Annotated in this window: 16 protein-coding genes and 1 pseudogene; 13 read left to right on the top strand and 4 right to left on the bottom strand. The window is 67.7% G+C overall.

What is annotated here, in order from left to right; all coding sequences use genetic code 11:
• The first annotated feature begins 165 nt into the window (after positions 1–165).
• Together AC6JAM_RS07630 and AC6JAM_RS07625 are read left to right on the top strand one after the other, a co-directional pair.
• The gene (locus AC6JAM_RS07630; RefSeq protein WP_134165307.1) at positions 166–732 is read left to right on the top strand and encodes a type 1 glutamine amidotransferase domain-containing protein; all 567 of its coding nucleotides are present in this window, start codon (positions 166–168) and stop codon (positions 730–732) included.
• Between the two features lie 121 nt (positions 733–853).
• Positions 854–2,356, top strand: a complete 1,503-nt coding sequence (locus AC6JAM_RS07625) for an MDR family MFS transporter (RefSeq protein ID WP_144600985.1) — start codon at positions 854–856, stop codon at positions 2,354–2,356.
• An 11-nt stretch (positions 2,357–2,367) separates the two neighbouring features.
• Here AC6JAM_RS07625 and AC6JAM_RS07620 read toward each other — a convergent pair whose 3' ends face one another.
• Both AC6JAM_RS07620 and AC6JAM_RS07615 read right to left on the bottom strand, forming a co-directional pair.
• A complete protein-coding gene (locus tag AC6JAM_RS07620; RefSeq protein WP_018770971.1) occupies positions 2,368–3,204 on the bottom strand; it encodes an alpha/beta fold hydrolase in 837 nt (278 codons plus the stop codon).
• A 58-nt stretch (positions 3,205–3,262) separates the two neighbouring features.
• On the bottom strand, positions 3,263–3,934 hold the full coding sequence (locus AC6JAM_RS07615) for a TetR/AcrR family transcriptional regulator (RefSeq protein WP_056388396.1): 672 nt from the start codon (positions 3,932–3,934) through the stop codon (positions 3,263–3,265).
• Between the two features lie 229 nt (positions 3,935–4,163).
• On the opposite strand from AC6JAM_RS07615, the gene AC6JAM_RS07610 reads away from it, so the two are divergent.
• The 5 genes from AC6JAM_RS07610 (at position 4,164) to atzF (ending at position 12,905) form a co-directional block, all read left to right on the top strand.
• Positions 4,164–5,666 carry an amino acid permease gene (locus tag AC6JAM_RS07610; protein ID WP_134165306.1) on the top strand — a complete coding sequence of 501 codons (1,503 nt, stop codon included), beginning with the start codon at positions 4,164–4,166 and terminating at the stop codon, positions 5,664–5,666.
• A 66-nt stretch (positions 5,667–5,732) separates the two neighbouring features.
• A complete protein-coding gene (locus AC6JAM_RS07605) occupies positions 5,733–6,623 on the top strand; it encodes an urea amidolyase associated protein UAAP1 (RefSeq protein WP_497934407.1) in 891 nt (296 codons plus the stop codon).
• Positions 6,620–7,297: an urea amidolyase associated protein UAAP2 gene (locus tag AC6JAM_RS07600; RefSeq protein ID WP_134165304.1), complete on the top strand. Its 678-nt coding sequence runs from the start codon at positions 6,620–6,622 to the stop codon at positions 7,295–7,297. Before AC6JAM_RS07605 ends, AC6JAM_RS07600 begins: the two co-directional genes overlap by 4 nt.
• The gene (gene uca, locus AC6JAM_RS07595) at positions 7,294–11,061 is read left to right on the top strand and encodes an urea carboxylase (protein WP_497934406.1); all 3,768 of its coding nucleotides are present in this window, start codon (positions 7,294–7,296) and stop codon (positions 11,059–11,061) included. The genes AC6JAM_RS07600 and uca overlap by 4 nt, the downstream gene beginning before the upstream one ends.
• Positions 11,058–12,905, top strand: a complete 1,848-nt coding sequence (gene atzF / locus AC6JAM_RS07590; protein ID WP_497934405.1) for an allophanate hydrolase — start codon at positions 11,058–11,060, stop codon at positions 12,903–12,905. Before uca ends, atzF begins: the two co-directional genes overlap by 4 nt.
• Here atzF and AC6JAM_RS07585 read toward each other — a convergent pair.
• Positions 12,883–13,450 (bottom strand): annotated as a pseudogene (locus AC6JAM_RS07585) (hypothetical protein). The gene atzF and the pseudogene AC6JAM_RS07585 sit on opposite strands and share 23 nt — an antisense overlap.
• A gap of 68 nt (positions 13,451–13,518) precedes the next feature.
• Here AC6JAM_RS07585 and lysS point away from each other — a divergent pair.
• From lysS to AC6JAM_RS07570, 3 genes are all read left to right on the top strand, one after another.
• Positions 13,519–15,057: a lysine--tRNA ligase gene (gene lysS, locus AC6JAM_RS07580; protein ID WP_497934404.1), complete on the top strand. Its 1,539-nt coding sequence runs from the start codon at positions 13,519–13,521 to the stop codon at positions 15,055–15,057.
• 2 nt (positions 15,058–15,059) lie between these two features.
• Complete coding sequence (locus tag AC6JAM_RS07575; protein WP_018770963.1) at positions 15,060–15,236, top strand: hypothetical protein; 177 nt, start codon at positions 15,060–15,062, stop codon at positions 15,234–15,236.
• A 128-nt stretch (positions 15,237–15,364) separates the two neighbouring features.
• Positions 15,365–15,697, top strand: a complete 333-nt coding sequence (locus AC6JAM_RS07570) for a histone-like nucleoid-structuring protein Lsr2 (protein ID WP_018770962.1) — start codon at positions 15,365–15,367, stop codon at positions 15,695–15,697.
• Between the two features lie 93 nt (positions 15,698–15,790).
• On the opposite strand, the gene AC6JAM_RS07565 is transcribed toward AC6JAM_RS07570, so the two are convergent.
• Positions 15,791–16,408, bottom strand: coding sequence for a hypothetical protein (locus AC6JAM_RS07565; RefSeq protein ID WP_142069538.1), 618 nt, complete (start codon positions 16,406–16,408; stop codon positions 15,791–15,793).
• Positions 16,409–16,680: 272 nt separating this feature from the next.
• Between AC6JAM_RS07565 and AC6JAM_RS07560 the strand changes: the two genes are divergently transcribed.
• The 3 genes from AC6JAM_RS07560 to AC6JAM_RS07550 all read left to right on the top strand — a co-directional run bounded on the left by AC6JAM_RS07560 (position 16,681) and on the right by AC6JAM_RS07550 (position 22,188).
• Entirely contained in the window at positions 16,681–19,173 is a 2,493-nt protein-coding gene (locus tag AC6JAM_RS07560; RefSeq protein ID WP_026266017.1) for an ATP-dependent Clp protease ATP-binding subunit, read from the top strand.
• A 212-nt stretch (positions 19,174–19,385) separates the two neighbouring features.
• A complete protein-coding gene (locus tag AC6JAM_RS07555; RefSeq protein ID WP_497934403.1) occupies positions 19,386–21,509 on the top strand; it encodes a S9 family peptidase in 2,124 nt (707 codons plus the stop codon).
• Between the two features lie 169 nt (positions 21,510–21,678).
• Positions 21,679–22,188, top strand: a complete 510-nt coding sequence (locus AC6JAM_RS07550) for an amino-acid N-acetyltransferase (RefSeq protein ID WP_018770958.1) — start codon at positions 21,679–21,681, stop codon at positions 22,186–22,188.
• Positions 22,189–22,253: the final 65 nt, after the last annotated feature.

Below are 22,253 nucleotides of genomic sequence, written 5' to 3'. Positions count from 1 at the left end.
CTTGCCGGCGCAGCCGCCGTACCGAACGAAGCACGTACCCCGGACAGTAAATAGTCAGCTTGCTTATGACTTTCAACTTTCCTAGGCTGGAAAGCGTCAGGCAAACAACTCTCGAAGCGGGACCTGTGCGCCAAAAGCGTGCAACCGCAAGCATGAGGAGGATCAATGTCAGAGCACAGCATCGCAGGCAAGAAGGTGGCATTCCTGCTCACTGACGGCGTGGAGCAGGTGGAGCTCACCAGCCCCTGGCAGGCAGTGAAGGATGCCGGCGGCGAGCCCACCCTGGTGGCACCCAAGAGCGGCAAGCTGCAGGGCTACAACGGCACCGAGAAGGGCGACACCTTCGACGTCGACCTCACCGTGGCAGAGGCGAATGCCACGGACTTTGACGCCCTGGTGCTTCCCGGGGGCGTCGTCAACGCGGACCACCTGCGGGTGGACAAGGATGCCCAGAGCTTCACGCGCAGCTTCTTTGAACAGCACAAGCCCGTGGCATCCATCTGCCACGGACCCTGGCTGCTGATCGAGGCGGGAGTCATCAGGGGCCGGAACGTCACGTCCTACTTCACGCTTGAAACCGACCTGAAGAACGCCGGCGCCAACTGGACGGACCAGGAAGTGGTGGTGGACCAGGGCCTGGTGACCAGCCGGAACCCGGACGACCTCCCGGCCTTCAACAACAAGCTGGTGGAAGAGATCTCCGAAGGCCAGCACGCGGGCCAGACCGCCTGACCCCCAATGTTCCCTCAGGGTTGAAAAACCCGTATGGAGGAATTACTCCAGCGGGTAGAGTGTTTGCATCTGCAGCGGCGCCGGCCGTGCATCACTTCCAAAAACCCCTGAGGGAACACCCATGTCTACCGAAGTCTCTCCGAACGCCAGCGGCAAGCCCGTTCAGGGCGAAGGAATACGCGCTGAAACCCGCAAAGGAACCCAGTCCGCAGCGCCGGAGAAGATGTCCCGTGAATCGGTAACCATCATCAGCACGCTGCTGGTGGCGACATTCGTGGTGATCCTCAACGAGACCATCATGAACGTCGCCCTGCAGCGGCTCATGGTGGACCTTCGCGTGGACGCTCCCACGGTCCAGTGGCTATCCACGGGGTTCATGCTAACCATGGCGGTGGTGATCCCCACTACCGGCTTCATCCTCCAGAGCCTGTCCACGCGCGCCGTCTTCATGCTGGCCATGGGCCTGTTCGCGGGTGGAACGGCGCTTGCGGCGGTGGCTCCCGGGTTCGAGGTCCTGCTCCTGGCGCGCATTGTCCAGGCCGGCGGCACCGCCATCATGCTGCCGCTGCTGATGACCACCATCCTCACCCTGGTCCCGCTGGCCAAGCGCGGCGCCGTCATGGGCAACGTGAGCATTGCCATCTCTGTGGCACCCGCAATGGGTCCCACAGTGTCCGGCCTGATCCTGGAGCATTTCACCTGGCGCTTCATGTTCGTCTTCGTGCTGCCGGTTGCCCTGGCGGCGCTGGCCATCGGCGCCAAATACCTCACCAACGTGGGGAAGCCTGAAAAGGCCAGGCTGGATGTGCTGTCCGTCATCCTTACCGTCCCGGCCTTTGGCGGCCTGGTCTACGGGCTCAGCCAGATCGGCGGCGGCCATGGCGGCCAGGCCGGCCCCAGTGCCGGCGCCATCGCAGCCCTGGTCATCGGCGTGGCCGCCCTGACGGTTTTCGTCCTCCGCCAGGTGCGCCTCCAGAAAGCAGCCGCGCCGCTGCTGGACCTGCGCGCCTTCAAGTTCCGGATGTTCACCGTCTCCGTCCTGCTGATGGTGGTGGCCATGATGGCCCTGTTCGGCGGCGTCATCCTGCTGCCGCTCTACCTCCAGCAGGTCCGGGGCCTGGGTTCGCTGGAAACCGGCCTGGCATTGCTCCCCGGCGGCCTGGCCATGGGCCTGCTGGGCCCGGTCATCGGCCGGGCGTTCGACAAGGTGGGTCCGCTGCCGCTCACCATTACCGGGTCCGTCCTGATGGTGGTGACCCTCTGGCAGTTTTCAATGCTCGACGCCGGAACAGCGGTGTGGTGGATCGTCACCTTGCACGTTGGGCTGAGTTTCGGCCTCGCGCTGCTGTTTACCCCCGCCTTCACCACCGGGCTCAACCCGCTCCCGCCGCACCTTTACTCGCACGGCTCCGCGATCATGAGCACCACCCAGCAGGTGGCCGGTGCCGCTGGAACGGCGCTGCTGGTGTCAATCTTCGCGGTTGTGAGCGCGACGTCGGGACTCGTCGCCGGGATGAGCGCCGCCTTCCTGACGGCAACCGTCATAGCCCTTGCCGCCGTCGTGCTTTCAGCGATGATGCGCAAGACCGAAGGCGCCGGCGCGGGCCACGGCGCAGGACATTAGCCCAGGCCGCGCTAGCCGGCGAAGAAGTCGCTCAGTTCCTTGATCAGCCTGTCCGGGGCCTTGATGGCGCCGTCGTGGCCCAGCCCGGGCAGGATGGTGTAGCTGGAGCCGGAAAGCACGTCGTGGATCTGGCCGCAGGCGATGCCGAAGTAGGCGGGGCTCTTTTCGCCCACCACGATCAGCGTCTCCAGGGGGAGCGCCTGGAACGGTTCGGCCGGCATGTCGGCGGCAATGATGGCTTTGATCTCGCGGACTCCGGTGCGCATCAGCTCGCGCTGCTGCTTGCCCTCGGTGGTGCCGGCGGTCAGTTTGTTGGCCAGGGTCAGCATGGACAGCGGCATGCGCGATGAGAAGGAGCCGCCGGCTTCCAGCCCGCGCTGGATCACGGCGAGGGCGCGGTCATGGTCTCCTGCGGCGATGGCACGCTCGTACTCCACGATCCAGTCGGCCGTGACGCTGCCGTTCACCGAGACCGCGGGGTCGTAGACGGCCAGCCGCTCCACCGGAAGGGTCCGGGCCGCGTGCAGTGCGACGGCGCCGCCGAAACTGTGCCCAAAGACGTCGGTGCTGGAGGTGTGCTTCATCACCGTGTCCAGGTCCCGGATGTCCACGTCCAGCGTGTAGTCCTCGGGCTGCGGTGACGAGGATCCGCGGCCGCGCCGGTTGAAGGTGTGTACGGGCCGGCCCAGGGAGGCGCTCAGTTTCTGGGCGAACTTGGTGTAATCCGCGGCGGTCACCATGGAAGGCGGCACAACCACCACGCCCGAACCGGCAGAAGCAAGCTCAGCGCCGGTGGAGAAGAGCTCCACAGTGCCGCCGTCGGGGGTCCTGATGTTCTCTCGCGTCATGTTCCGAGCCTAGCCGAGCAAGCCGGGCGGGGCATCCCGGCCACCGGCGGCCCGGAGGTCAGGCAAGGCGGTCGATGATGGCCTGGCTCGCGGCGCGGATGGCCGGCAGCCGGTCCCCGAGCCCGCACAGGATCAGCCCGGCGTCGGCGGCCTGCAGTGCCGATTCGGCGTTGGCCGCGCCGTCCGCGCGGAGGTAGATCAGGGATTCGACCAGGCGGAAGGTGAAGTCGCCGCCGTCGGGTCCGTGCGGGGAGGCTGACAACCCGGCGCCCAGTTCCCCGTAGAGCCGCCTGAGTTCCTGGCGGTTGTTGAGGAACCGGGCAAAGCGGGTGCTCCGGACCTCGGGCAGGTGGTACAGCACGCCAAGGTTCCACCGGGCGCTGCACAGTTGGGTGCCGTCATAAAGCGCGACGGCGTGCAGCCGGCTTCCAGCCGGACTTTCGGTTCCAGGTGCGTCGGCAGGAAGCGCGGCCACCGAGCGTGCGAACGTCAGCCCACCGGACACCGTCCCCTCGAGGAGGTCCTCGAGGATGTCGTCCTTGGTCTTGAAGTGGTGGTACAGGGACGACTGCCGGATGCCCACCGCGTCCGCGATGGACCGGGTGGAGGTGCTGGCAAAGCCGTGGGTGGTGAAAAGCTCCGCCGCGGCGTCCAGGATTTCATCGCGGGCGGTGGCACCTGGCCGCGAGGGCTGCTGGTGGCGGGGGCGTCCCGGTCCGGCTGAAGTCACGGCCCCATTCTTGCATTGCCGGGCGCGGCGGAAATGACGCCCGGACGTTGTGAGGGGACGGAAATCTGCCGGAAACAGGATGTCTATCCGCCTTTTACAGAGGCGAAACTGTTTGGGGACATCCCGCTGGAAAACTATCAAGTGACCGGTAATCCGCAGCCTTCGGCCGAGCGCTGCAGTGCCGGGAGGCTTCGCCCCCAAGATCCCTTTCCAGCCCCGGAGATTCCCGATGACATCAACCGTTCTCCCTACCGTCCACCAGGACGACGCAGACCTGACGTCCCTTGGCTACCAGCCCACCCTCCACCGGAAGCTCGGCCGCTACGCTTCGTTTGCCGCAGGCTTCTCGTTCGTTTCCATCCTCACCACCATCTTCCAGCTCTTCGCGTTCGGCTACTCCTTCGCCGGGCCGGCCTTCTTCTGGACCTGGCCCGTAGTGCTGGTGGGCCAGCTGCTCGTGGCCCTGAACTTCGCCGAACTTGCGGCCCGCTACCCCTTGTCCGGTGCCGTCTACCAGTGGGCGCGGCGCGTGGGCGGGGAAGGCGTAGGCTGGTTCGCCGGCTGGTTCATGGCGATCGCACAGGTGGTCACCGCAGCTGCTGCCGCAATCGCCCTGCAGGTGGTCCTGCCCCAGCTCTGGGACGGTTTCCAGGTGGTGGGCGGCGACTCCGCGCTCAACACGGTGACCGGCGCTTCCAACGCCGTGGTCCTCGGCGCCGTCCTCCTGGTCGCCACCACCATCATCAACTCCCTGGGCGTGAAGCTGATGGCCCACGTCAACTCCGTGGGTGTCACCTGCGAGATCGTGGGCGTCGCTGCCGTCATCCTGGCCCTCGTCAGTGCCGCCCAGCGCGGACCCGACGTGGTTGCGGACACCACCGTGCTGCAGGGATCGGACCTGGGCGCCGTGGGAGCCTTCCTGGTCTCGGGGCTGATGGCCGCCTACGTCATGGTGGGCTTCAACTCCGCCGGTGAACTGTCCGAGGAAACCAAGGACCCGCGCCGCACCGCACCCCGGACCATCCTTTCCGCCCTCCTCATCTCCGGCATCGGCGGCGCGCTGATGATCATCACCGCCCTCATGGCAGCGCCCAGCCTCGACGACGGCCGCCTCGCCACCGAAGGCCTGCCCTACGTCCTCACCGCGGTCCTGGGCACCTTCTGGGGCAAGGTCCTGCTGGTGGATGTCGCCATCGCCATCTTCGTCTGCACCCTGGCGATCCAGACCGCCGGTTCCCGCCTGGTCTTCTCCATGGCCCGCGACGGCAAGCTCCCGGCGTCGGCCCTGCTCTCCTCCGTGCACCCCACCCGCGGCACCCCCATGTGGCCCTCCATCGTGATCGGCGCCCTTGCAGTCGCCGTGCTGGCCATCAACGTCGGCAACGCCGCCCTGTTCACCACCCTGTGCAGCGTCTGCATCGTGATGGTCTACCTCGCCTACCTCCTGGTCACCGTCCCGCAGCTGGTCAACCGCCTCCGCGGCGACTGGAACCGGGTGGGGCAGACCATGCCGGCAGGCCTCTTCTCCCTGGGCCGCTGGGGCCTTCCAGTCAACATCCTCGCCGTACTCTACGGCGGTGTCATGGTGGTCAACCTGGCATGGCCCCGGCCCGAGGTGTACGACCCCACAGGCGAGAACGGCCTCCTTCTCTGGTCCGCGCCGCTGATGGTCACCGCGGTGCTGCTCCTGGGCATCTGGGTCCGGAGCAGGAACCTGGCCGCCAAGGCCTGACCCGCGGCCCCGCATCCAAAAAACCACGCTTCCGCAAGCCACGCTTCCAAGACCTACAGGACTGACATGACACAGACCATCGAAACGCCAGCCGCCGGGACGGCCACCACGGCCGGTGCCCGCGCCCATGCCCGGGAACAGCACGGCAGGACCGCTGAGACCATGCGCCACGTACCGGCAGCGTCCGCGCCCGCGCACCTTCTGGCCGGACTGCCCGGAGTGGACGGGGCCGACGCCGCGTCCCCCACATGGGCGGAATCCGTCGCCTTTGGCCGCTACACCACCATGTCCCTGGCGCGCGGCACCCGGGTCCGGCTCACCGACACGGCAGGCGACGCCTGCGTGCACGCACTTCTGTACCGCGCCGGGGCCACCCACGAACGACTGAACGTCGCCGACACCGTCAAGGTCCCGTGGCAGGCCTACCCCGCCGCCGGGCACCCGCTGCTGTCCGATGCCGGCCGCCTGATGGCAACGATCGTGGCGGACACGTCGTCACGGCATGACGCACTCACCGGCGCCACCACCCTCGCCTGCAACACCGCCAAGTACGGCGCCGGAACCGCCCACAGCCCCTCCCCGGCAGCACGCGAACTGCTCACCCTGGGCGCCCTCAAGAACGGCCTGGGCACCCGCGACGTGGCGCCGTCCATCTCCTTCTTCAAAGGCATCACGGTCGACCCTGCCGGCAGCATTACCTTTACCGGAAGCGCCGGGCCCGGTGCCGCCGTCGAACTCCTGCTCCAGCTGGACACCGTGCTGGTACTGGCCAACACCGCCCACCCCCTGGACCCGCGCGCTGACTTTGCGGGGACCGCCGTCGACATCGTCGCCTGGCACGCGCCGCAGGACCTGGCGGCACTGGAGGCCGGCTACCTGGCCGGACCATTGGCCCCGGAACACCTGCAGGCCCTCCGCAACACCGAACACGACCTCGCCGCAAGGAACGCCCGATGAACACTGCCGTTGACACCACGCCCATCCCGGACGCCGCCGCCATCGCGCTGGCCCCTGGCGCCGTTGTACTTGATGAGTTCGTCGAAGCCCGCGGCCCCTGGTCTGCCGTGGTGGCAGCAGGCGACGTGCTGACCATCGTGGACCTGGAAGGCAACCAGGCGGTTGACTGCTTGCTGTACGCCGCGGCCGACACCACGGTGCGCTACTCGGCGGCAGCCACCATCGCCGCACAGCAGTCCATCGTCCTCACCACCGGTTCGGTCCTGCGCGCCGACACCGGCGCTGCCCTGATGACCGTCGTTGCAGACGAAGTGGGCGTGCACGACACCATCGGGGGCGCCTGCTCACAGGAATCCAATACCCTCCGCTACGGCCAGCACACCCGCGAACAGCACGCCTGCGTGGAGAACTTCCTGATCGAGGGCTCGCGCTGGGGCCTGGGCAAACGGGACCTGGTGTCCAACATCAACTGGTTCATGAACGTCCCGGTGGACCCGGACGGCGCCTTGGGCATCGTTGACGGCCTGTCCGCCCCCGGAAAGCGCGTGGCACTGAAGGCGGAGGTGGACACCCTGGTCCTGGTCTCCAACTGCCCGCAGATCAACAACCCGTGCAACGGCTTCAACCCCACCCCCGTCCGCATGATCGTCACCCGGCCGGAGGCTGCGCTGTGAACCCCTTTGACACGCCGAACACCTTCGACACACTGTTGATCGCCAACCGCGGCGAGATCGCGTGCCGCATCATTGAGTCCGCCCGCAGGCTGGGCCTGCGCACCGTTGCCGTCTTCTCCGAGGCGGACCGCGGCGCCAAGCACGTCCGGCTCGCCGACGAGGCTGTACTGCTGGGGCCCGCGCCGGCCAAGGAATCCTACCTCCGGGTGGACGCAATCCTGGCGGCGGCAAAGGAAACCGGCGCCGGCGCCATCCACCCCGGCTACGGCTTCCTCTCCGAGGATGCGGCCTTCGCCGAGGCCGTGGAAGCGGCGGGACTTGTCTTCGTGGGCCCCACCGCGGAGCAACTGCGCATCTTCGGCACCAAGCACACAGCGCGCGACGCCGCCCGGGCAGCCGGGGTGCCGATGATCGCCGGTTCAGGGCTGCTTGAGGACGTGGACGACGCCGTTGCGGCCAGCACCGCGGTTGGCTTCCCGTTGATGCTCAAGGCCACCGGCGGTGGCGGCGGGATCGGCATGACGGTCTGCCGCAACGAGGCCGAGCTTGTGGACAGCTTCCCCCGCGTGGCCCGCCTGGCGGGTGCCAGCTTCGGCACCGCAGGGGTTTTCGCCGAGCGGTACGTGGAGAACGCCCGGCACGTCGAGGTACAGATCTTTGGCGATGGCGAAGGCCGCGTGGTCAGCCTGGGGGACCGCGACTGCTCCCTGCAGCGCCGCCACCAGAAAGTCCTCGAAGAGGCACCCGCACCCGACCTCCCGGACGAACTGCGCGAAGAACTGCACCGCAGCTCCCGGGCCCTCTGCGCCTCCCTTAACTACCGCTCCGCCGGCACCGTCGAGTTCGTCTACGACTCCGCCCGCAAGGAAGCCTCCTTCCTGGAAGTCAACGCCCGGCTCCAGGTGGAGCACCCCGTCACCGAAGCCGTCACCGGGGTGGACCTGGTGGAATGGATGCTCCGACTGGCCCAGGGCGGCAGCCAGGCCCAGGCAGTCCTTGCGGACGTGCCGGACAGCCTGCCCGTGACCGGCCACGCCGTGGAGGCCCGCGTTTACGCCGAGGATCCGGCCCGGGGCTTCCAGCCCAGCGCCGGAACCGTCACCAACGCCGCCTACCCCACGGCGGCAGAAGCACGCGTGGACGCCTGGGTGGAAACCGGCACCGACGTTTCCACCAACTACGACCCCCTCCTGGGCAAGATCATCACCTCCGGCACTGACCGCACCGAAGCTTTCGACCTCCTCGCCGCAGCGCTGGGCAACACCCGGATCGACGGCATCGAGACCAACTTAGGGCTGCTCCGCGCCGCCACCGGCCTGGAGGTGGTTCGCAGCGTTCAGCACTCCACCAGCACCCTGGACAACGTGGGGGACCCGGAGCCGCGCATCACCGTGGGCCGGCCCGGCCTGCAGACCAGCGTGCAGGACTGGCCCGGCCGCACCGGCCTCTGGCAGATCGGCGTTCCGCCCAGCGGCCCCATGGACGATCTCTCATTCCGGCTTGGCAACACCGCGCTGGGCAACCCCGAAGGCGCCCCGGGCCTCGAGTTCACCATGACCGGCCCCAGCCTGACCTTCACCCACGCCACCACCGTCTGCGTTACCGGCGCCGAAGTGGCTGTGACAGTTGACGGAACGGAGGTGCCCGCCTGGACGCCCGTGACGGTCCCGGCAGGCGGAACGCTCGACGCCGGCACCGCAGCCGGCAAGGGCCTGCGCGGCTACATCCTGTTCCAGGGCGGCCTGGACATTCCCGAGTACCTGGGCAGCGCCTCCACCTTCACCCTTGGCCAGTTCGGTGGCCACGCCGGACGGGTCCTGCGCGCGGGCGATGTGCTGCGGACGGTCAAGCCTGCCGCCGGCGCACCCGAGGAAGCCGCCGCGGCAGCGGTGCCCCTCGACAGCCGTCCCGCCCTCACCTCCACCTGGGAACTGGCCGTGGCCGAGGGCCCGCACGGCGCCCCGGAATTCTTCCAGCGTGAGGACATCGAGGAACTGTACAGCGCGGAGTACGAGGTCCACTTCAACTCCGCCCGGACCGGCGTGCGCCTCACCGGCCCCAAGCCCCGCTGGGCACGCACCGACGGCGGCGAAGCAGGCCTGCACCCCTCCAACATCCACGACACCGCCTACTCGGTGGGTGCCCTGGACTTCACCGGCGACACCCCCATCCTGCTCGGCCCGGACGGCCCCAGCCTGGGCGGTTTCGTCTGCCCCGTAACCGTGGTGACGGCTGAACGCTGGAAGCTCGGCCAGCTGCGCCCGGGGGACAAAGTCCGCTTCGTGCCCATCAAAGCCAGCCAGGCGCCGTCGGCCAGGGACCTGGGACCCGGCCGCCAGCTGGTGCTCCCGGGCGACGCCGGCTGGTCCGGCAATCTTTCAGCGCACCTCCCGGCGGTGAGCCCGGCAGCCGGCCGTCCCGCACGCACGGTACGCGGCGACGGCGACGACGGCGTGCTGGGCCGGGTGCCGGAAGGTTCCGACCGGCCCGCGGTCACGTACCGCCGCTCCGGAGACGACAACCTGCTGGTGGAATACGGCGAGATGGTGCTGGACCTGGGCCTGCGCGCCCGGGTCCACGCCCTGCACCAGCACATCGAAGCGCTCCGGGTACCCGGCATCGTGGACCTCACCCCGGGTATCCGGTCGCTGCAGATCAAGGTGGACCCGTCCGTCCTCCCCACCGGGCGGCTGCTGGACCTGGTCCAGGAAATCGAGGCCGCCCTGCCCGCCAGCTCAGAATTGGTGGTCCCCAGCCGCACCGTCCGGCTGCCGCTGTCCTGGGACGATCCGGCCACCCGCGAAGCGATCGAACGCTACATGGCAGGCGTCCGCGACGACGCCCCTTGGTGCCCGTGGAACATCGAATTCATTCGGCGGATCAACGGCCTGGACTCCGTCAGCGACGTCTTCGACACCGTCTTCAACGCCGAGTACCTGGTCCTGGGACTGGGCGACGTCTACCTCGGCGCCCCCGTGGCCACCCCGCTGGACCCCCGCCACCGCCTGGTCACCACCAAGTACAACCCCGCCCGGACCTGGACGCCCGAGAACGCGGTGGGCATCGGCGGCGCCTACATGTGCATCTACGGCATGGAGGGCCCCGGCGGCTACCAGTTCGTCGGCCGCACCACCCAGGTGTGGTCGCGGTACGCCGGTTCGGCCCCGTTCGAACCCGGTTCGCCCTGGCTGCTCCGGTTCTTCGACCGCATCTCCTGGTACCCCGTCAGCCCCGAGGAAGTCCTCGACCTGCGCGCGGACATGGCAGCAGGACGCGGCCGCGGCGTGGAGATCGAGGAGGGCACGTTCTCCCTCGCCGAGCACGAACAGTTCCTTGCCGACAACAGCCAGTCCATCGACGCGTTCCGGGAGAAGCAGGGCGCAGCGTTCGCGGTGGAACGGCAGGCCTGGGCCGACGCCGGCGAGTTCGACCGGGCGGACGCGCTCGCCGCCGTCGTGGCCCCCGCTGTTGACGACGTGGTGGTTCCCGACGGCGGATCGCTCATCTCCGCACCGTTCGCCGCCAGCGTCTGGAAGGTGGACGTCAAGGCCGGCGACCGTGTCGCCAAGGGCCAGCCGCTGGTCTCGCTGGAAGCAATGAAGATGGAAACGGTCCTCGAAGCGCCGTGCGAGGGCGTGGTGCTCCGCGTCCTGCCGGCCGCCGGCTCCCAGGTGGTGGCCGGCGAGGCGGTAGTGGTCCTCGGCGCCGACTTGGGCCTTGAACTGGCAGACGACGCCCAGGAACTGGAAGAGGCAGCAGTATGAGCTCGGCAACCAACAGCAGTGCCACCAGTCGCGCCAAGGCGGCACTCGCGGCGCTGGAATCAGTGAACCGGCCTGAAATCTGGATCACGGTCCGCAGCGGCGAGGACCTCCTGGCGGAGGCTGCCGCGATCGACGCCGCCGTGGCAGGTGGCGCGGATCTGCCGTTGGCCGGGCTGCTTTTGGCCGTCAAGAACAATGTTGACGTGGCGGGCATCCCCACCACGGCAGCCTGCCCTGGCTTTGCCTACACGCCGGAAAAGGATGCGGAAGCGGTGGCCCGCCTCCGCGCCGCCGGTGCCCTGGTCCTGGGCGCCACCAACCTGGACCAGTTCGCCACCGGGCTGGTGGGGACGCGCAGCCCCTACGGCGCCGTCCGGGATTCGCGCCGGCCGGAGTACATTTCCGGCGGTTCCAGCTCCGGCTCCGCGGTGGCGGTGGCACTGGGACTGGTGGACATCGCGATCGGCACGGACACGGCGGGCTCCGGCCGGGTGCCCGCCGGGCTGCAGGGCATCGTGGGCATCAAGGCAACACTGAACGCCGTCTCCACGGAGGGAGTGGTGCCCGCCTGCCGGTCCTGGGACGCCGTCACCATCTTTGCCCGGCACCTGTCCACCGCCGAGCTGGCCATGGGCTTCATGGCCGGCAACTCCCGGTCCTGGCCTGCGGACATCAAACTGGCCGCGCCGGCACGTCCCCGCGTGGCATTTCCCGCCAGCCTGCCCGCATTGCCCCCTGAGTGGGCCGCGGAATTCCAGCGGCAGGTTGACCGCCTGCGGTCCAGCGGGGTGGATGCCGAAGCAATCGAATTCGACGACTTCCTGCAGGCAGCACGGCTGCTGTACGAGGGCGCGCTGGTGGCCGAACGCCACGCTGCGGTGGGGGCCTTCCTGGCAAAGCACGACGCCGGCACTGACGGCCAGGCGGGCATCGATCCCACCGTGGCGGGCATCATCCGGGCGGCCGGTACCGTTTCCGCCTCCCGGTACGTTGCCGATACCGCCCGGCTGGAGGAACTGCGGACCAGGGCGCTGGCCCGGATCGCCGGCTTCGATGCCCTCCTGGTTCCCACGGCGCCCTTCCACCCCACGCTGGCTGAGGTGGCCGCGGACCCGGTAGGCGTGAATTCGCTGATGGGCACCTACACCAATTTCTGTAACCTGTTCGACCTCTGTGCCGTGGCTGTCCCTGCCGGGGAAGTGGACGGCGCGCAGTTCGGCCTCACGGTGGTCGGCCGGACCTTCGACGATGCCGTGGCGGCCGATATCGCCCGCCGCCTGGAGCTAACCCCGGACGCTCCCGCCCTCTTCGCTCCGGGCGCAGCAGCGGAAGTTGGCCGCACCGGCGCCCACCCGTCGTCGTCCACGCCCTGGCCTTTGGCGGCGGGCGCAACGGCCGTGCCGCTGGTGGTGGTGGGTGCGCACCTCAAGGGCCAGCCGCTGGCACCGCAGCTGGAGGAACTCGGGGCCTCGTGGGATGGTCCGGTCCGGACCGCCGCACGCTACCGCATGGTGGCGCTGGACACGGTGCCGGCAAAGCCAGGCGTCTACCGGTCCGACGACGGCGCGGAACTGGTGGGGGAGCGGTGGCTGCTGTCCCCTGCGGCCCTGGGGACGTTCCTGGCCGCCCTCCCGGAACCCATGCTCCTGGGATCCGTGGAGCTTTCGGACGGTTCCAGCGCCGTCGGGTTCGCCTGTGATGCGGTTGCCGCTGCGGGCGGGAAGGACATCACGGCCTGGGGTGATTGGCTGGCGGACCGGAGCGTGGAACCGAAGCCGCGGACCGTGTGGCGGGACCTGGGGGAGGCGGCCCTGGCCGGGTTCAGCCGCGGCGAGCGGGGATAGTACCGGCAGCATCCGGGCGGGTTCCGCCGTCCGGATGCCCGCCCGTGAAATACGCCGCGATGTCGGTCACAAGCTCCTTGACGGCCGCCGGAATGGACCCGTGGAAGCACTTGGGGGAGAGCTGGTAAGTGCTGCCTGGAACTGCCTGGTGCAGCCGCTCCGCCGTTTCCTTGTAGCCCGGGCTGGTGGCCTTCTTCATGTGCGCCAGGGCGTGGCCCACCTTGCCGCCGTTGACGGCGTCCTCGAACCCGTCCAGCCACGCGGTGTCGATGCTGCCGTCGATGTTCACTGCTGCGTCGTACACCGCAAGCCTGTCCGGACCTTTGCGGTTCCGGTGAACTCCTGCACGGTGTTCAGCGCCACCGCTCCGCCCAGCCCTCTCCCAGGCCTTTCGCCAGGGCGATGGAGAACTGGCGGTAGATCAGGGCCGTGAGGAACGCGCCGCCGATCAGCAGCACCCGCTTTTGCCCGGGCGCGTCTTCGGTGCCGTAGCTGTACAAAGCCAGCCTGCCGCCGTCGTGCGCTGGAAGTACCCGTTCTTTCACCCGTCCATCCCAGGGTGTGAGCCTGCGGGCCAGCTGCAAGTCCTGGCACCCAATGCCCGGTAAACTTGATGATTGTGACTTCCCAAAACACCCCCTCGCCCAAGAACGCCCCGGAGCCCGTTGATGCCAGCGAGCAGATGCGGATCCGCATGGAAAAGCGCGCCAAACTTCTTGAGCGCGGCACGGAGGCGTACCCCGTGGGGGTGGAGCGGACGCATTCGCTCGCCGAGATCCGGGAAAAGTACGCCCACCTCGAGGCCGACGACACCACCGGCGACACCGTGGGCGTCACCGGCCGCGTTGTCTTTATCCGCAACACCGGCAAGCTCTGCTTCGCCACCCTGCAGGAAGGCGGCACCGACGGCAAAGCCACCCGCCTGCAGGCCATGCTGAGCCTGGCCAACGTGGGTGAGGAGGCGCTCGCCGACTGGAAGGCCCTGGTTGACCTCGGCGACCACGTGTTCATCAAGGGCGAGGTCATCTCCTCCCGCCGCGGCGAGCTGTCGATCATGGCGGACTCCTGGTCCATGGCCTCCAAGGCCCTGCGCCCGCTTCCGGTCCTGCACGCGGACCTGAACGAGGAAACCCGCGTCCGCCAGCGCTACGTCGACCTGATGGTCCGCGACGAAGCCCGCGAAATGGTCTACACCCGTGCCGCCATCACCCGCTCCATCCGCGAAACGCTGTTCCGGCACCGCTACGTGGAAGTGGAAACCCCCATCCTGAACCTGGTCCACGGCGGCGCCCTCGCCCGGCCGTTCGAAACCCACATGAACGCCTTCGACCAGAAGATGACGCTGCGCATCGCCACCGAGCTGTACCTCAAGCGCGCCGTTGTTGGCGGCATCGACCGCGTGTATGACATGGGCCGCGTGTTCCGCAACGAGGGCGTGGACTCCACCCACAGCCCCGAATTCACCACCCTTGAGTGCTACGAGGCCTGGGCGGACCAGTTCGTGATGGCAGAGCGGATCAAGGAGATCATCCTCGACGCCGCCGACGCCGTGGGTGCCGGACGCGTCCTTCAGACCGAGGCGGGGGAGATCAACCTCGACGGCGAGTGGGGCTGGCTGGCCGTCTACCCCGGACTTTCCGACGCCGTGGGGCAGGAGATCACGCCGGAGACGCCCGTTGAGGTGCTTCGGGAGATCGCGGAAAAGCACGACGTCAAGGCGGACCCCAAGTGGGACGCCGAAAAGCTGGCGGTGGAACTCTTCGGCGAAATCGTGGAGCCCACCCTGCTGAACCCCACCTTCGTCTACGACTACCCGCCCTCCGCCCAGCCGCTGGCCCGCCCGCACCGCGAGGACGGCCGCCTGATCGAGGCCTGGGACCTGATCATCGGCGGCATGGAGCGCGGCACCGCCTTCTCCGAGCTGATCGACCCCGTCATCCAGCGCGAACGGCTCACCGAGCAGTCCCTGCACGCAGCCGCCGGTGACGTGGAGGCAATGCAGCTGGACGAGGACTTCCTGCGCGCCCTGGAATACGGCGCCCCTCCCATGGGCGGCATCGGCCTGGGCATCGACCGGCTGGTCATGCTCTTCACGGGCGCCGGCATCCGCGAAACCATCCTGTTCCCCCTGCTGAAGCCCGAAGGGCACTGATCATGGAATACGTAGCGGTTATCCTGCCCTCCCTGGTGGTGGGCCTGCTGTTCTGGTTCGCCATGAAGGCAATCTTCAACGCGGACAAGGCCGAGCGCCAGGCGGAGGCCCGTGCGCAGGCTGAGGCGGATTCCCTGCCGGTGCAGCCCACGGACCGCCCGGGCCCCGAATCCAAATAGATAAACCCCCTTCTTTCCGGTTTTATCCCCAAGGAACCAATAGGCGCTTTGACGCGTTGCCAAGATAAGAGTCATAATTTTTTTGGGAAACATCCTGCTTTTCTGAAAACCCAAGAGGAAGACCTTTAATGGCACAGAAAGTAAACATCATCCTCGTTGATGATCTGGATGGGGGATCCGCAGACGAGAATGTTAAGTTCGGCCTCGATGGGGTCAACTACGAGATTGACCTGTCGGCAGCCAATGCCGCTGAACTTCGGTCTTCACTGGAGAGGTTCATCAACGCTGCACGCAAGGCTTCCGGAGGCCGCACCGCCCAGCGGGCGAAGGCTCCGGCCGGTGGCCGCAGCCACGATTCGGCGCAAATCCGGCAATGGGCCCGGGATAACGGCTACACCGTTAACAGCCGCGGCCGAATTCAGGCTGAAATCCAGGAAGCCTACCAAAAGGCAAATTCCTAGGTACGCGCGTGGCCTGACTAAAAAGCCCTGCTTCCCACCTTCGGGAGGCAGGGCTTTTTGGCTGGGTGCAGGTATTTAGCGGTACGGGCGTAATTACTCCCGCGCCGCAGCCGGGGATTCACCGCTGTGCGATTCACGGCGCAGCAGGCTGCCGGCAGCAAACTGCTCGGCGACATAGAACACGAAAGGCGGAATATCGCCTGTTTTCGCCAGTACCACTCCACACCCGGCACTGGCGAGGGCCAGCGCTGCCGCCTCCTTTTTCCGGTGCGGCAAGGTTGCCAGGGTGCCGGACAGGGACCCGAGCGCGAGCACATGCAGCCACGCATAGGCGTGGAACGGCCACGCCGGGAAGCGGCGCGCCGCGAAACGCTCCAGGTCCGACGCACGCATTGCAAGTTCGGACACAAATAACGGCGCCCCGGCGGCAAGTGCGACGGCGGCTGTGCCGGCGAGTGCCCTGCTCCTTCCGGGCGGGAGGGCCAGGGCCAGCCGGGCAAATGCCGCGGGCATGGCAGCCGTTCCCGCCGCCGCCACATGCTGTCCCGCAACCCACCAGCGCTGCCCCTTCCGGAGCATGTCCAGCCGCCGCGCAGCGTCGGGCTCCAGGTATACCCCCGGCACCGGGCTGATGCCGGCCAGCCAAACCGCGCCGGCCGCGAGGGCAACCCCCGCCGGGCGCCTTACGCGTTCCAGGTCCACCTGCGACATGTTCCCGCCCTCCCCGCTGATCCACGCTGCCCATGTTGCTCCCGCTGGAGCGGCCAAGGCCGCCGTTAGGGCCAAGAATGGCCCATCACCCGGCGCGGGACAAGGGCTTCTTGGAGGGCTCCTTTGCCCGCTGCTGCCCGGCGGCCGAAGTCCGTGGAAGGGGGCGCGGCAATATTCCCGGAAGACCCATGTTTCCCCTGTGGCGAACACGCTCCACAACTTCGGACCGGCCACGTAGCATCAAAGTACGTCGTAGCTAGGAGTGTGGCGAAATGTTTGAGCGATTTACGGACCGTGCCCGTCGCGTAGTTGTGCTTGCCCAAGAAGAGGCACGCATGCTGAACCACAATTACATCGGTACCGAACACATCCTCTTGGGTCTGATCCATGAGGGTGAGGGCGTTGCCGCCAAAGCTCTTGAGTCCTTGAGCATTTCGCTCGACGGCGTGCGCGAGCAGGTGCAGGAGATCATCGGGCAGGGCCAGCAGGCCCCCTCCGGCCACATCCCCTTCACCCCCCGCGCCAAGAAGGTGCTGGAGCTCTCGCTGCGCGAAGCCCTGCAGCTGGGCCACAACTACATCGGCACGGAGCACATCCTGCTTGGCCTGATCCGCGAGGGTGAAGGCGTCGCCGCCCAGGTGCTGGTCAAGCTCGGCGCCGACCTCAACCGGGTCCGCCAGCAGGTCATCCAGCTCCTCTCCGGCTACCAGGGCAAGGAAACCACCGGCGCAGGCGTCGGCGGCGGACAGCCCGAAGGCGCACCCGCCGGTTCCGTGGTCCTGGACCAGTTCGGCCGCAACCTGACCCAGGCTGCGCGCGAGAACAAGCTGGACCCCGTCATCGGCCGCGAGCAGGAAATGGAACGCGTCATGCAGGTCCTTTCCCGCCGCACCAAGAACAACCCGGTCCTCATCGGTGAGCCCGGCGTCGGCAAGACGGCCGTCGTCGAAGGCCTGGCCCAGGCGATTGTCCGCGGCGACGTTCCGGAGACCATCCGGGACAAGCAGCTGTACACCCTGGACCTCGGTTCCCTGGTGGCAGGTTCCCGTTACCGCGGTGACTTTGAAGAGCGCCTGAAGAAGGTCCTCAAGGAGATCCGCACGCGCGGCGACATCATCCTGTTCATCGATGAGATCCACACGCTGGTGGGTGCCGGTGCCGCCGAAGGCGCCATCGACGCAGCCTCGATCCTGAAGCCCATGCTGGCCCGCGGCGAGCTGCAGACCATCGGCGCCACCACTCTGGATGAGTACCGCAAGCACATCGAGAAGGATGCCGCCCTGGAGCGCCGCTTCCAGCCGATCCAGGTCAAGGAACCCTCCGTGGCGCACGCCATTGAGATCCTCAAGGGCCTGCGCGACCGCTACGAGGCGCACCACCGGGTCACCATCACCGACGGCGCCCTGGCCTCCGCTGCAAGCCTTGCCGAGCGCTACATCTCGGACCGCTTCCTGCCGGACAAGGCGATCGACCTGATCGACGAAGCCGGCGCCCGGCTGCGCATCCGCCGCATGACCGCTCCGCCGGAGCTCAAGGCCATGGACGAGCGCATCGCCAAGCTGAAGATGGAGAAGGAATCCGCCATCGACGCGCAGGACTTCGAAGGCGCCGCTTCGCTCCGCGACAAGGAACAGAAGATGATTTCCGAGCGCGCGGAGAAGGAACGCCACTGGAAGTCCGGCGGCATGGACGACATCTCCGAGGTGGATGAGGATCTCATCGCCGAGGTGCTGGCCAACTCCACCGGCATCCCCGTCTTCAAGCTGACCGAGGAAGAGTCCTCGCGGCTGCTCAAGATGGAAGACGAACTGCACAAGCGCGTGGTGGGCCAGGACGAGGCCATCAAGGCACTGTCGCAGGCCATCCGCCGTACCCGTGCAGGGCTCAAGGACCCCAAGCGCCCCGGTGGCTCGTTCATCTTCGCCGGCCCCACCGGCGTCGGCAAGACCGAGCTCGCAAAGGCACTCGCGGAGTTCCTGTTCGGTGAAGAGGACGCCCTCATCACCCTGGACATGTCCGAGTACTCCGAGAAGCACACCGTCTCGCGGCTCTTCGGTGCCCCTCCGGGCTACGTGGGCTACGAAGAGGGTGGCCAGCTGACGGAGAAGGTCCGCCGCCGTCCGTTCTCCGTGGTGCTGTTCGACGAAGTGGAAAAGGCCCACGCGGACCTCTTCAACTCGCTGCTGCAGATCCTGGAAGACGGCCGACTCACCGACTCCCAGGGCCGCGTGGTGGACTTCAAGAACACCGTGATCATCATGACCACCAACCTGGGTACCCGGGACATCTCCAAGAGCGTTGCCACCGGCTTCCAGTCCGGCACCGACACGCAGACCGGCTACAACCGCATGCGTGCCCGTGTGACGGAGGAGCTCAAGCAGCACTTCCGTCCCGAGTTCCTGAACCGCGTTGACGACGTCGTGGTGTTCCCGCAGCTGACCCAGGACGAGATCATCGAGATCGTGGACCTGTTCGTCACCCGCCTGGAGAAGCGCCTCAAGGACAAGGACATGGGCATCGAGCTCACCAAGGCCGCAAAGGTGCTCCTCGCAACCCGCGGCTACGATCCCGCCATGGGTGCCCGGCCGCTGCGCCGCACCATCCAGCGCGAGATCGAGGACCAGCTCTCCGAGAAGATCCTCTTCGGCGAGATCCACCCCGGCGACATCGTCGTGGTGGATGTCGAAGGCGAAGGCGACGACGCGAAGTTCACCTTCGCCGGCAACGCCAAGCCGCGCATCCCGGAGATCGCCCCGAGCGTCTAGTCTCCACAGCCAAAGCCCCGCCACTCCGCAAGGAGCGGCGGGGCTTCCGCTTGTTAACCACCCCTCCGCCGGCTGGGTCCGGCGCTTTCATCCCTGGCTGGGTCCGCCGCCGGGGCCGGAGCGAACCCAGCCACGGAAAACGCACCCGGGCGCGCAGCCGGGCAGTGCGTGGCGGCTGTGCTCCAGGACACAAAACGTGTTGAATCGGGGGCATGGCTAACTTGGAACCGGCGATCCCGGATGAGCAACCACTAACCCCTTTCCACGACCTCGACCACTACCTGTCCATCCCGCGGGTAAGCGGCCTGGCCCTGAGCCCGGACGGCTCGCGGCTGGTCACCACCGTCAGCACCCTGAACGGCAAAGGCACCGAGTTCGCCACTGCACTGTGGGAGCTGGACCCGGCCGGGCAGAAGCATGCGCGGCGAATTACGCGCAGTGCCAAGGGCGAAGCCGGTGCCGCTTTCTCGGCCAACGGCGACGTCTACTTCACGTCCGCGCGTCCCGACCCGGACAGCCCCGACGAGGAGCCGGTGAACGCCCTGTGGGTGCTTCCGGCGGACGGCGGGGAAGCCAGGGTGGCCCTCAGCCGGCCCGGCGGCATCAGCAAAGTGCTGACGGCCAGGGGCGCGGACGCAGCGTTCGTCACCGCCGAGGTCCTGGCAGGGTCAACGGACGAGGAAGACGACGCCGACCGGCGCAAGTCGCGCAAGGACCGGAAAGTCTCTGCCATCCTGCACAGCGAATATCCGGTCCGATACTGGGACGCGGACCTGGGGCCGGGCCAGCCGCGGATCTTTGCGGTGGAAGCGGGGGAGGACAAGGCGCCCGGCAAACCGGCAACGGTTGACGCCACCGCCCCGCTGGTCCTGCGTAACCTGACGCCGGACGCCGGGCCCCGGCTGCGGGAAGCGGAGACCGTGGTCAGCCCTGACGGCAAGACCATCTACAGCAGTTACACCAAACCACTGGCCAAGGCGGACAGCAGGTCCGTCCTGGTGGCGGTGGATGTGGCATCCGGCGGGCTCAAGGTGCTGTTGGACCAGGAGGGAATGAGCTACTTCCCGGGTCCGGTCAGCCCTGACGGCCGGACCCTGGTGGTGGTCAGCGAAAGCGACTCCACCCCGCAGCAGGCCCCCGACATCAAGATGCACCTCCTGGACGTCTCCGGCGGGGCCGCCGGGAACGCCGCGGGCCTGCAGCCCCTGGCCCACGACTGGGACCGTTGGCCCAAGCCTGCAGCGTGGCTCCCCGATGGCTCTGCCCTCCTGGTCACAGCGGACGACGACGGCGCGTCGCCGGTTTTCCGGGTCAGCATTCCGTCGGCTGCCGCTGAGGTTGGCGTCACCCGGGTGACGCAGGACGCCGCGGCATATTCCGACGTCGTCATTTCTCCAGAGGGGCGGAGCGCGTATGCCCTGCGCAGCTCCTACGAATTTCCGGCCGAAGCCGTCCGGATCGACCTGGCCACAGGGGAAACAACCCGCCTCCCGGCTCCTGCGGAACGTCCCAGCCTCCCGGGGCGGCTGGAACGCATCGCGGCCGCCGCGGCCGATGGGTCCCGGGTGCCTGCCTACCTGGCCCTGCCGGAGGGCGCCTCCGCAAGTGAGCCGGCGCCGCTGCTCCTGTGGATCCACGGCGGTCCACTGGGATCCTGGAACGCCTGGACGTGGCGCTGGAACCCGTGGCTTCTGGCTGCCCGGGGATATGCGGTGCTGCTGCCGGATCCCGCGTTGTCCACGGGATACGGGCAGTCGTACATCCAGCGGGGCTGGGGCTCATGGGGGAAGGCGCCCTTCACCGACCTGATGGCCGTGACCGATGCGGCGGTGGAACGGCCCGACGTCGATGAGTCCCGGACCGCGGCGATGGGCGGCTCCTTTGGCGGGTACATGGCCAACTTGGTTGCAGGCAACACGGACCGGTTCAAGGCAGTTGTCACCCATGCCAGCCTGTGGGCCCTGGACCAGTTCGGGCCCACCACGGACGCCTCCCAGTACTGGCTGAAGGAAATGACCGAGGAGATGGCACTCGAGAACTCGCCGCACCTGCATGCGGAGAACATCGGCACGCCCATGCTGGTGATCCATGGGGACAAGGACTACAGGGTGCCCATCGGCGAGGGCCTGCGGCTTTGGTACGAGCTGCTGTCCAAGTCCCGGCTCGCGGCGGACCAGGACGGGCAGACCCCGCACCGGTTCCTGTACTTCCCGGACGAAAACCACTGGGTCCTCCAGCCGCAGCACGCCAAGGTCTGGTACCAGGTGGTGGAGTGGTTCCTGGCACGGAACGTCCTGGGCAAGGACATCGAACTGCCGGCAGAACTCGGACTCTAAGCTGTTGGATACTCCGGCTCGGAGGCTGGGGCATTTGCCGCTTGCTGCTCGTTCCTCCCCGCTGGCCCCCTGCCTCGCAAGCTCGGCCGGGGACCCTCACCAGCGTGGGCCCAGCTTTGACGCAAGCTACGCAAATGTCCCAGCCTCCTTCGCCTCGTAGGATAGCTCTGTGACCGACTCCTTCCACATCCGCCCAGCACGCACCAGCGATGTCCCTGCCATCAAGAAGCTGGTGGCGCCCCTGGCAGAGGAGCGCATCCTGATGGCAAAGGAGACGGTGGCGTACTACGAGAGCCTCCAGGAGTTCCGCATTGCCGAGTCCAGCGACGGCGAAATGATCGGCTGCGGCGCCCTGCACGTGATGTGGGAGGACCTTGCGGAAATCCGCACCCTCGCGGCTTCGGGCGAATGGCGCGGCAAAGGGGTGGGGCACGTCCTGGTGGAAAGCCTGCTGGAGGAGGCCCGTGCCCTCGGTGTCTCCCGGGTGTTCTGCCTCACCTTCGAAGTGGACTTCTTCAAGCGCCACGGCTTCGAAGTGATGGCGGACCAGTCGGCGGTGGACCCGGAAGTGTACTCGGAGCTGCTGCGCTCCCATGATGAAGGCGTGGCGGAGTTCCTGGACCTGGCCCGGGTCAAGCCCAACACCCTGGGCAACACCCGGATGATCCGCACCCTCTGACGCTGTTCCGCACCCTTCAATGCCAACCGCGGGAGCACGGGGGACTGCCGTATTGGCTTTACTCG

This window comes from Arthrobacter sp. GmRoot5-12 (assembly GCF_059739365.1).
Note: the sequence above shows the minus strand (reverse complement) of the source record. Positions and strands in the feature narration are given on the sequence as shown.

What these genes read in the sequence shown, in the direction of transcription:
- AC6JAM_RS07630 (WP_134165307.1), top strand. Translation starts at nt 166, where the DNA reads ATGTCAGAGCACAGCATCGCAGGCAAGAAGGTGGCATTCCTGCTCACT.
- AC6JAM_RS07625 (WP_144600985.1), top strand. Translation starts at nt 854, where the DNA reads ATGTCTACCGAAGTCTCTCCGAACGCCAGCGGCAAGCCCGTTCAGGGC.
- AC6JAM_RS07620 (WP_018770971.1), bottom strand. Translation starts at nt 3,204, where the DNA reads ATGACGCGAGAGAACATCAGGACCCCCGACGGCGGCACTGTGGAGCTC.
- AC6JAM_RS07610 (WP_134165306.1), top strand. Translation starts at nt 4,164, where the DNA reads ATGACATCAACCGTTCTCCCTACCGTCCACCAGGACGACGCAGACCTG.
- AC6JAM_RS07605 (WP_497934407.1), top strand. Translation starts at nt 5,733, where the DNA reads ATGACACAGACCATCGAAACGCCAGCCGCCGGGACGGCCACCACGGCC.
- AC6JAM_RS07600 (WP_134165304.1), top strand. Translation starts at nt 6,620, where the DNA reads ATGAACACTGCCGTTGACACCACGCCCATCCCGGACGCCGCCGCCATC.
- atzF (WP_497934405.1), top strand. Translation starts at nt 11,058, where the DNA reads ATGAGCTCGGCAACCAACAGCAGTGCCACCAGTCGCGCCAAGGCGGCA.
- lysS (WP_497934404.1), top strand. Translation starts at nt 13,519, where the DNA reads ATGATTGTGACTTCCCAAAACACCCCCTCGCCCAAGAACGCCCCGGAG.
- AC6JAM_RS07575 (WP_018770963.1), top strand. Translation starts at nt 15,060, where the DNA reads ATGGAATACGTAGCGGTTATCCTGCCCTCCCTGGTGGTGGGCCTGCTG.
- AC6JAM_RS07570 (WP_018770962.1), top strand. Translation starts at nt 15,365, where the DNA reads ATGGCACAGAAAGTAAACATCATCCTCGTTGATGATCTGGATGGGGGA.
- AC6JAM_RS07565 (WP_142069538.1), bottom strand. Translation starts at nt 16,408, where the DNA reads ATGTCGCAGGTGGACCTGGAACGCGTAAGGCGCCCGGCGGGGGTTGCC.
- AC6JAM_RS07560 (WP_026266017.1), top strand. Translation starts at nt 16,681, where the DNA reads ATGTTTGAGCGATTTACGGACCGTGCCCGTCGCGTAGTTGTGCTTGCC.
- AC6JAM_RS07555 (WP_497934403.1), top strand. Translation starts at nt 19,386, where the DNA reads ATGGCTAACTTGGAACCGGCGATCCCGGATGAGCAACCACTAACCCCT.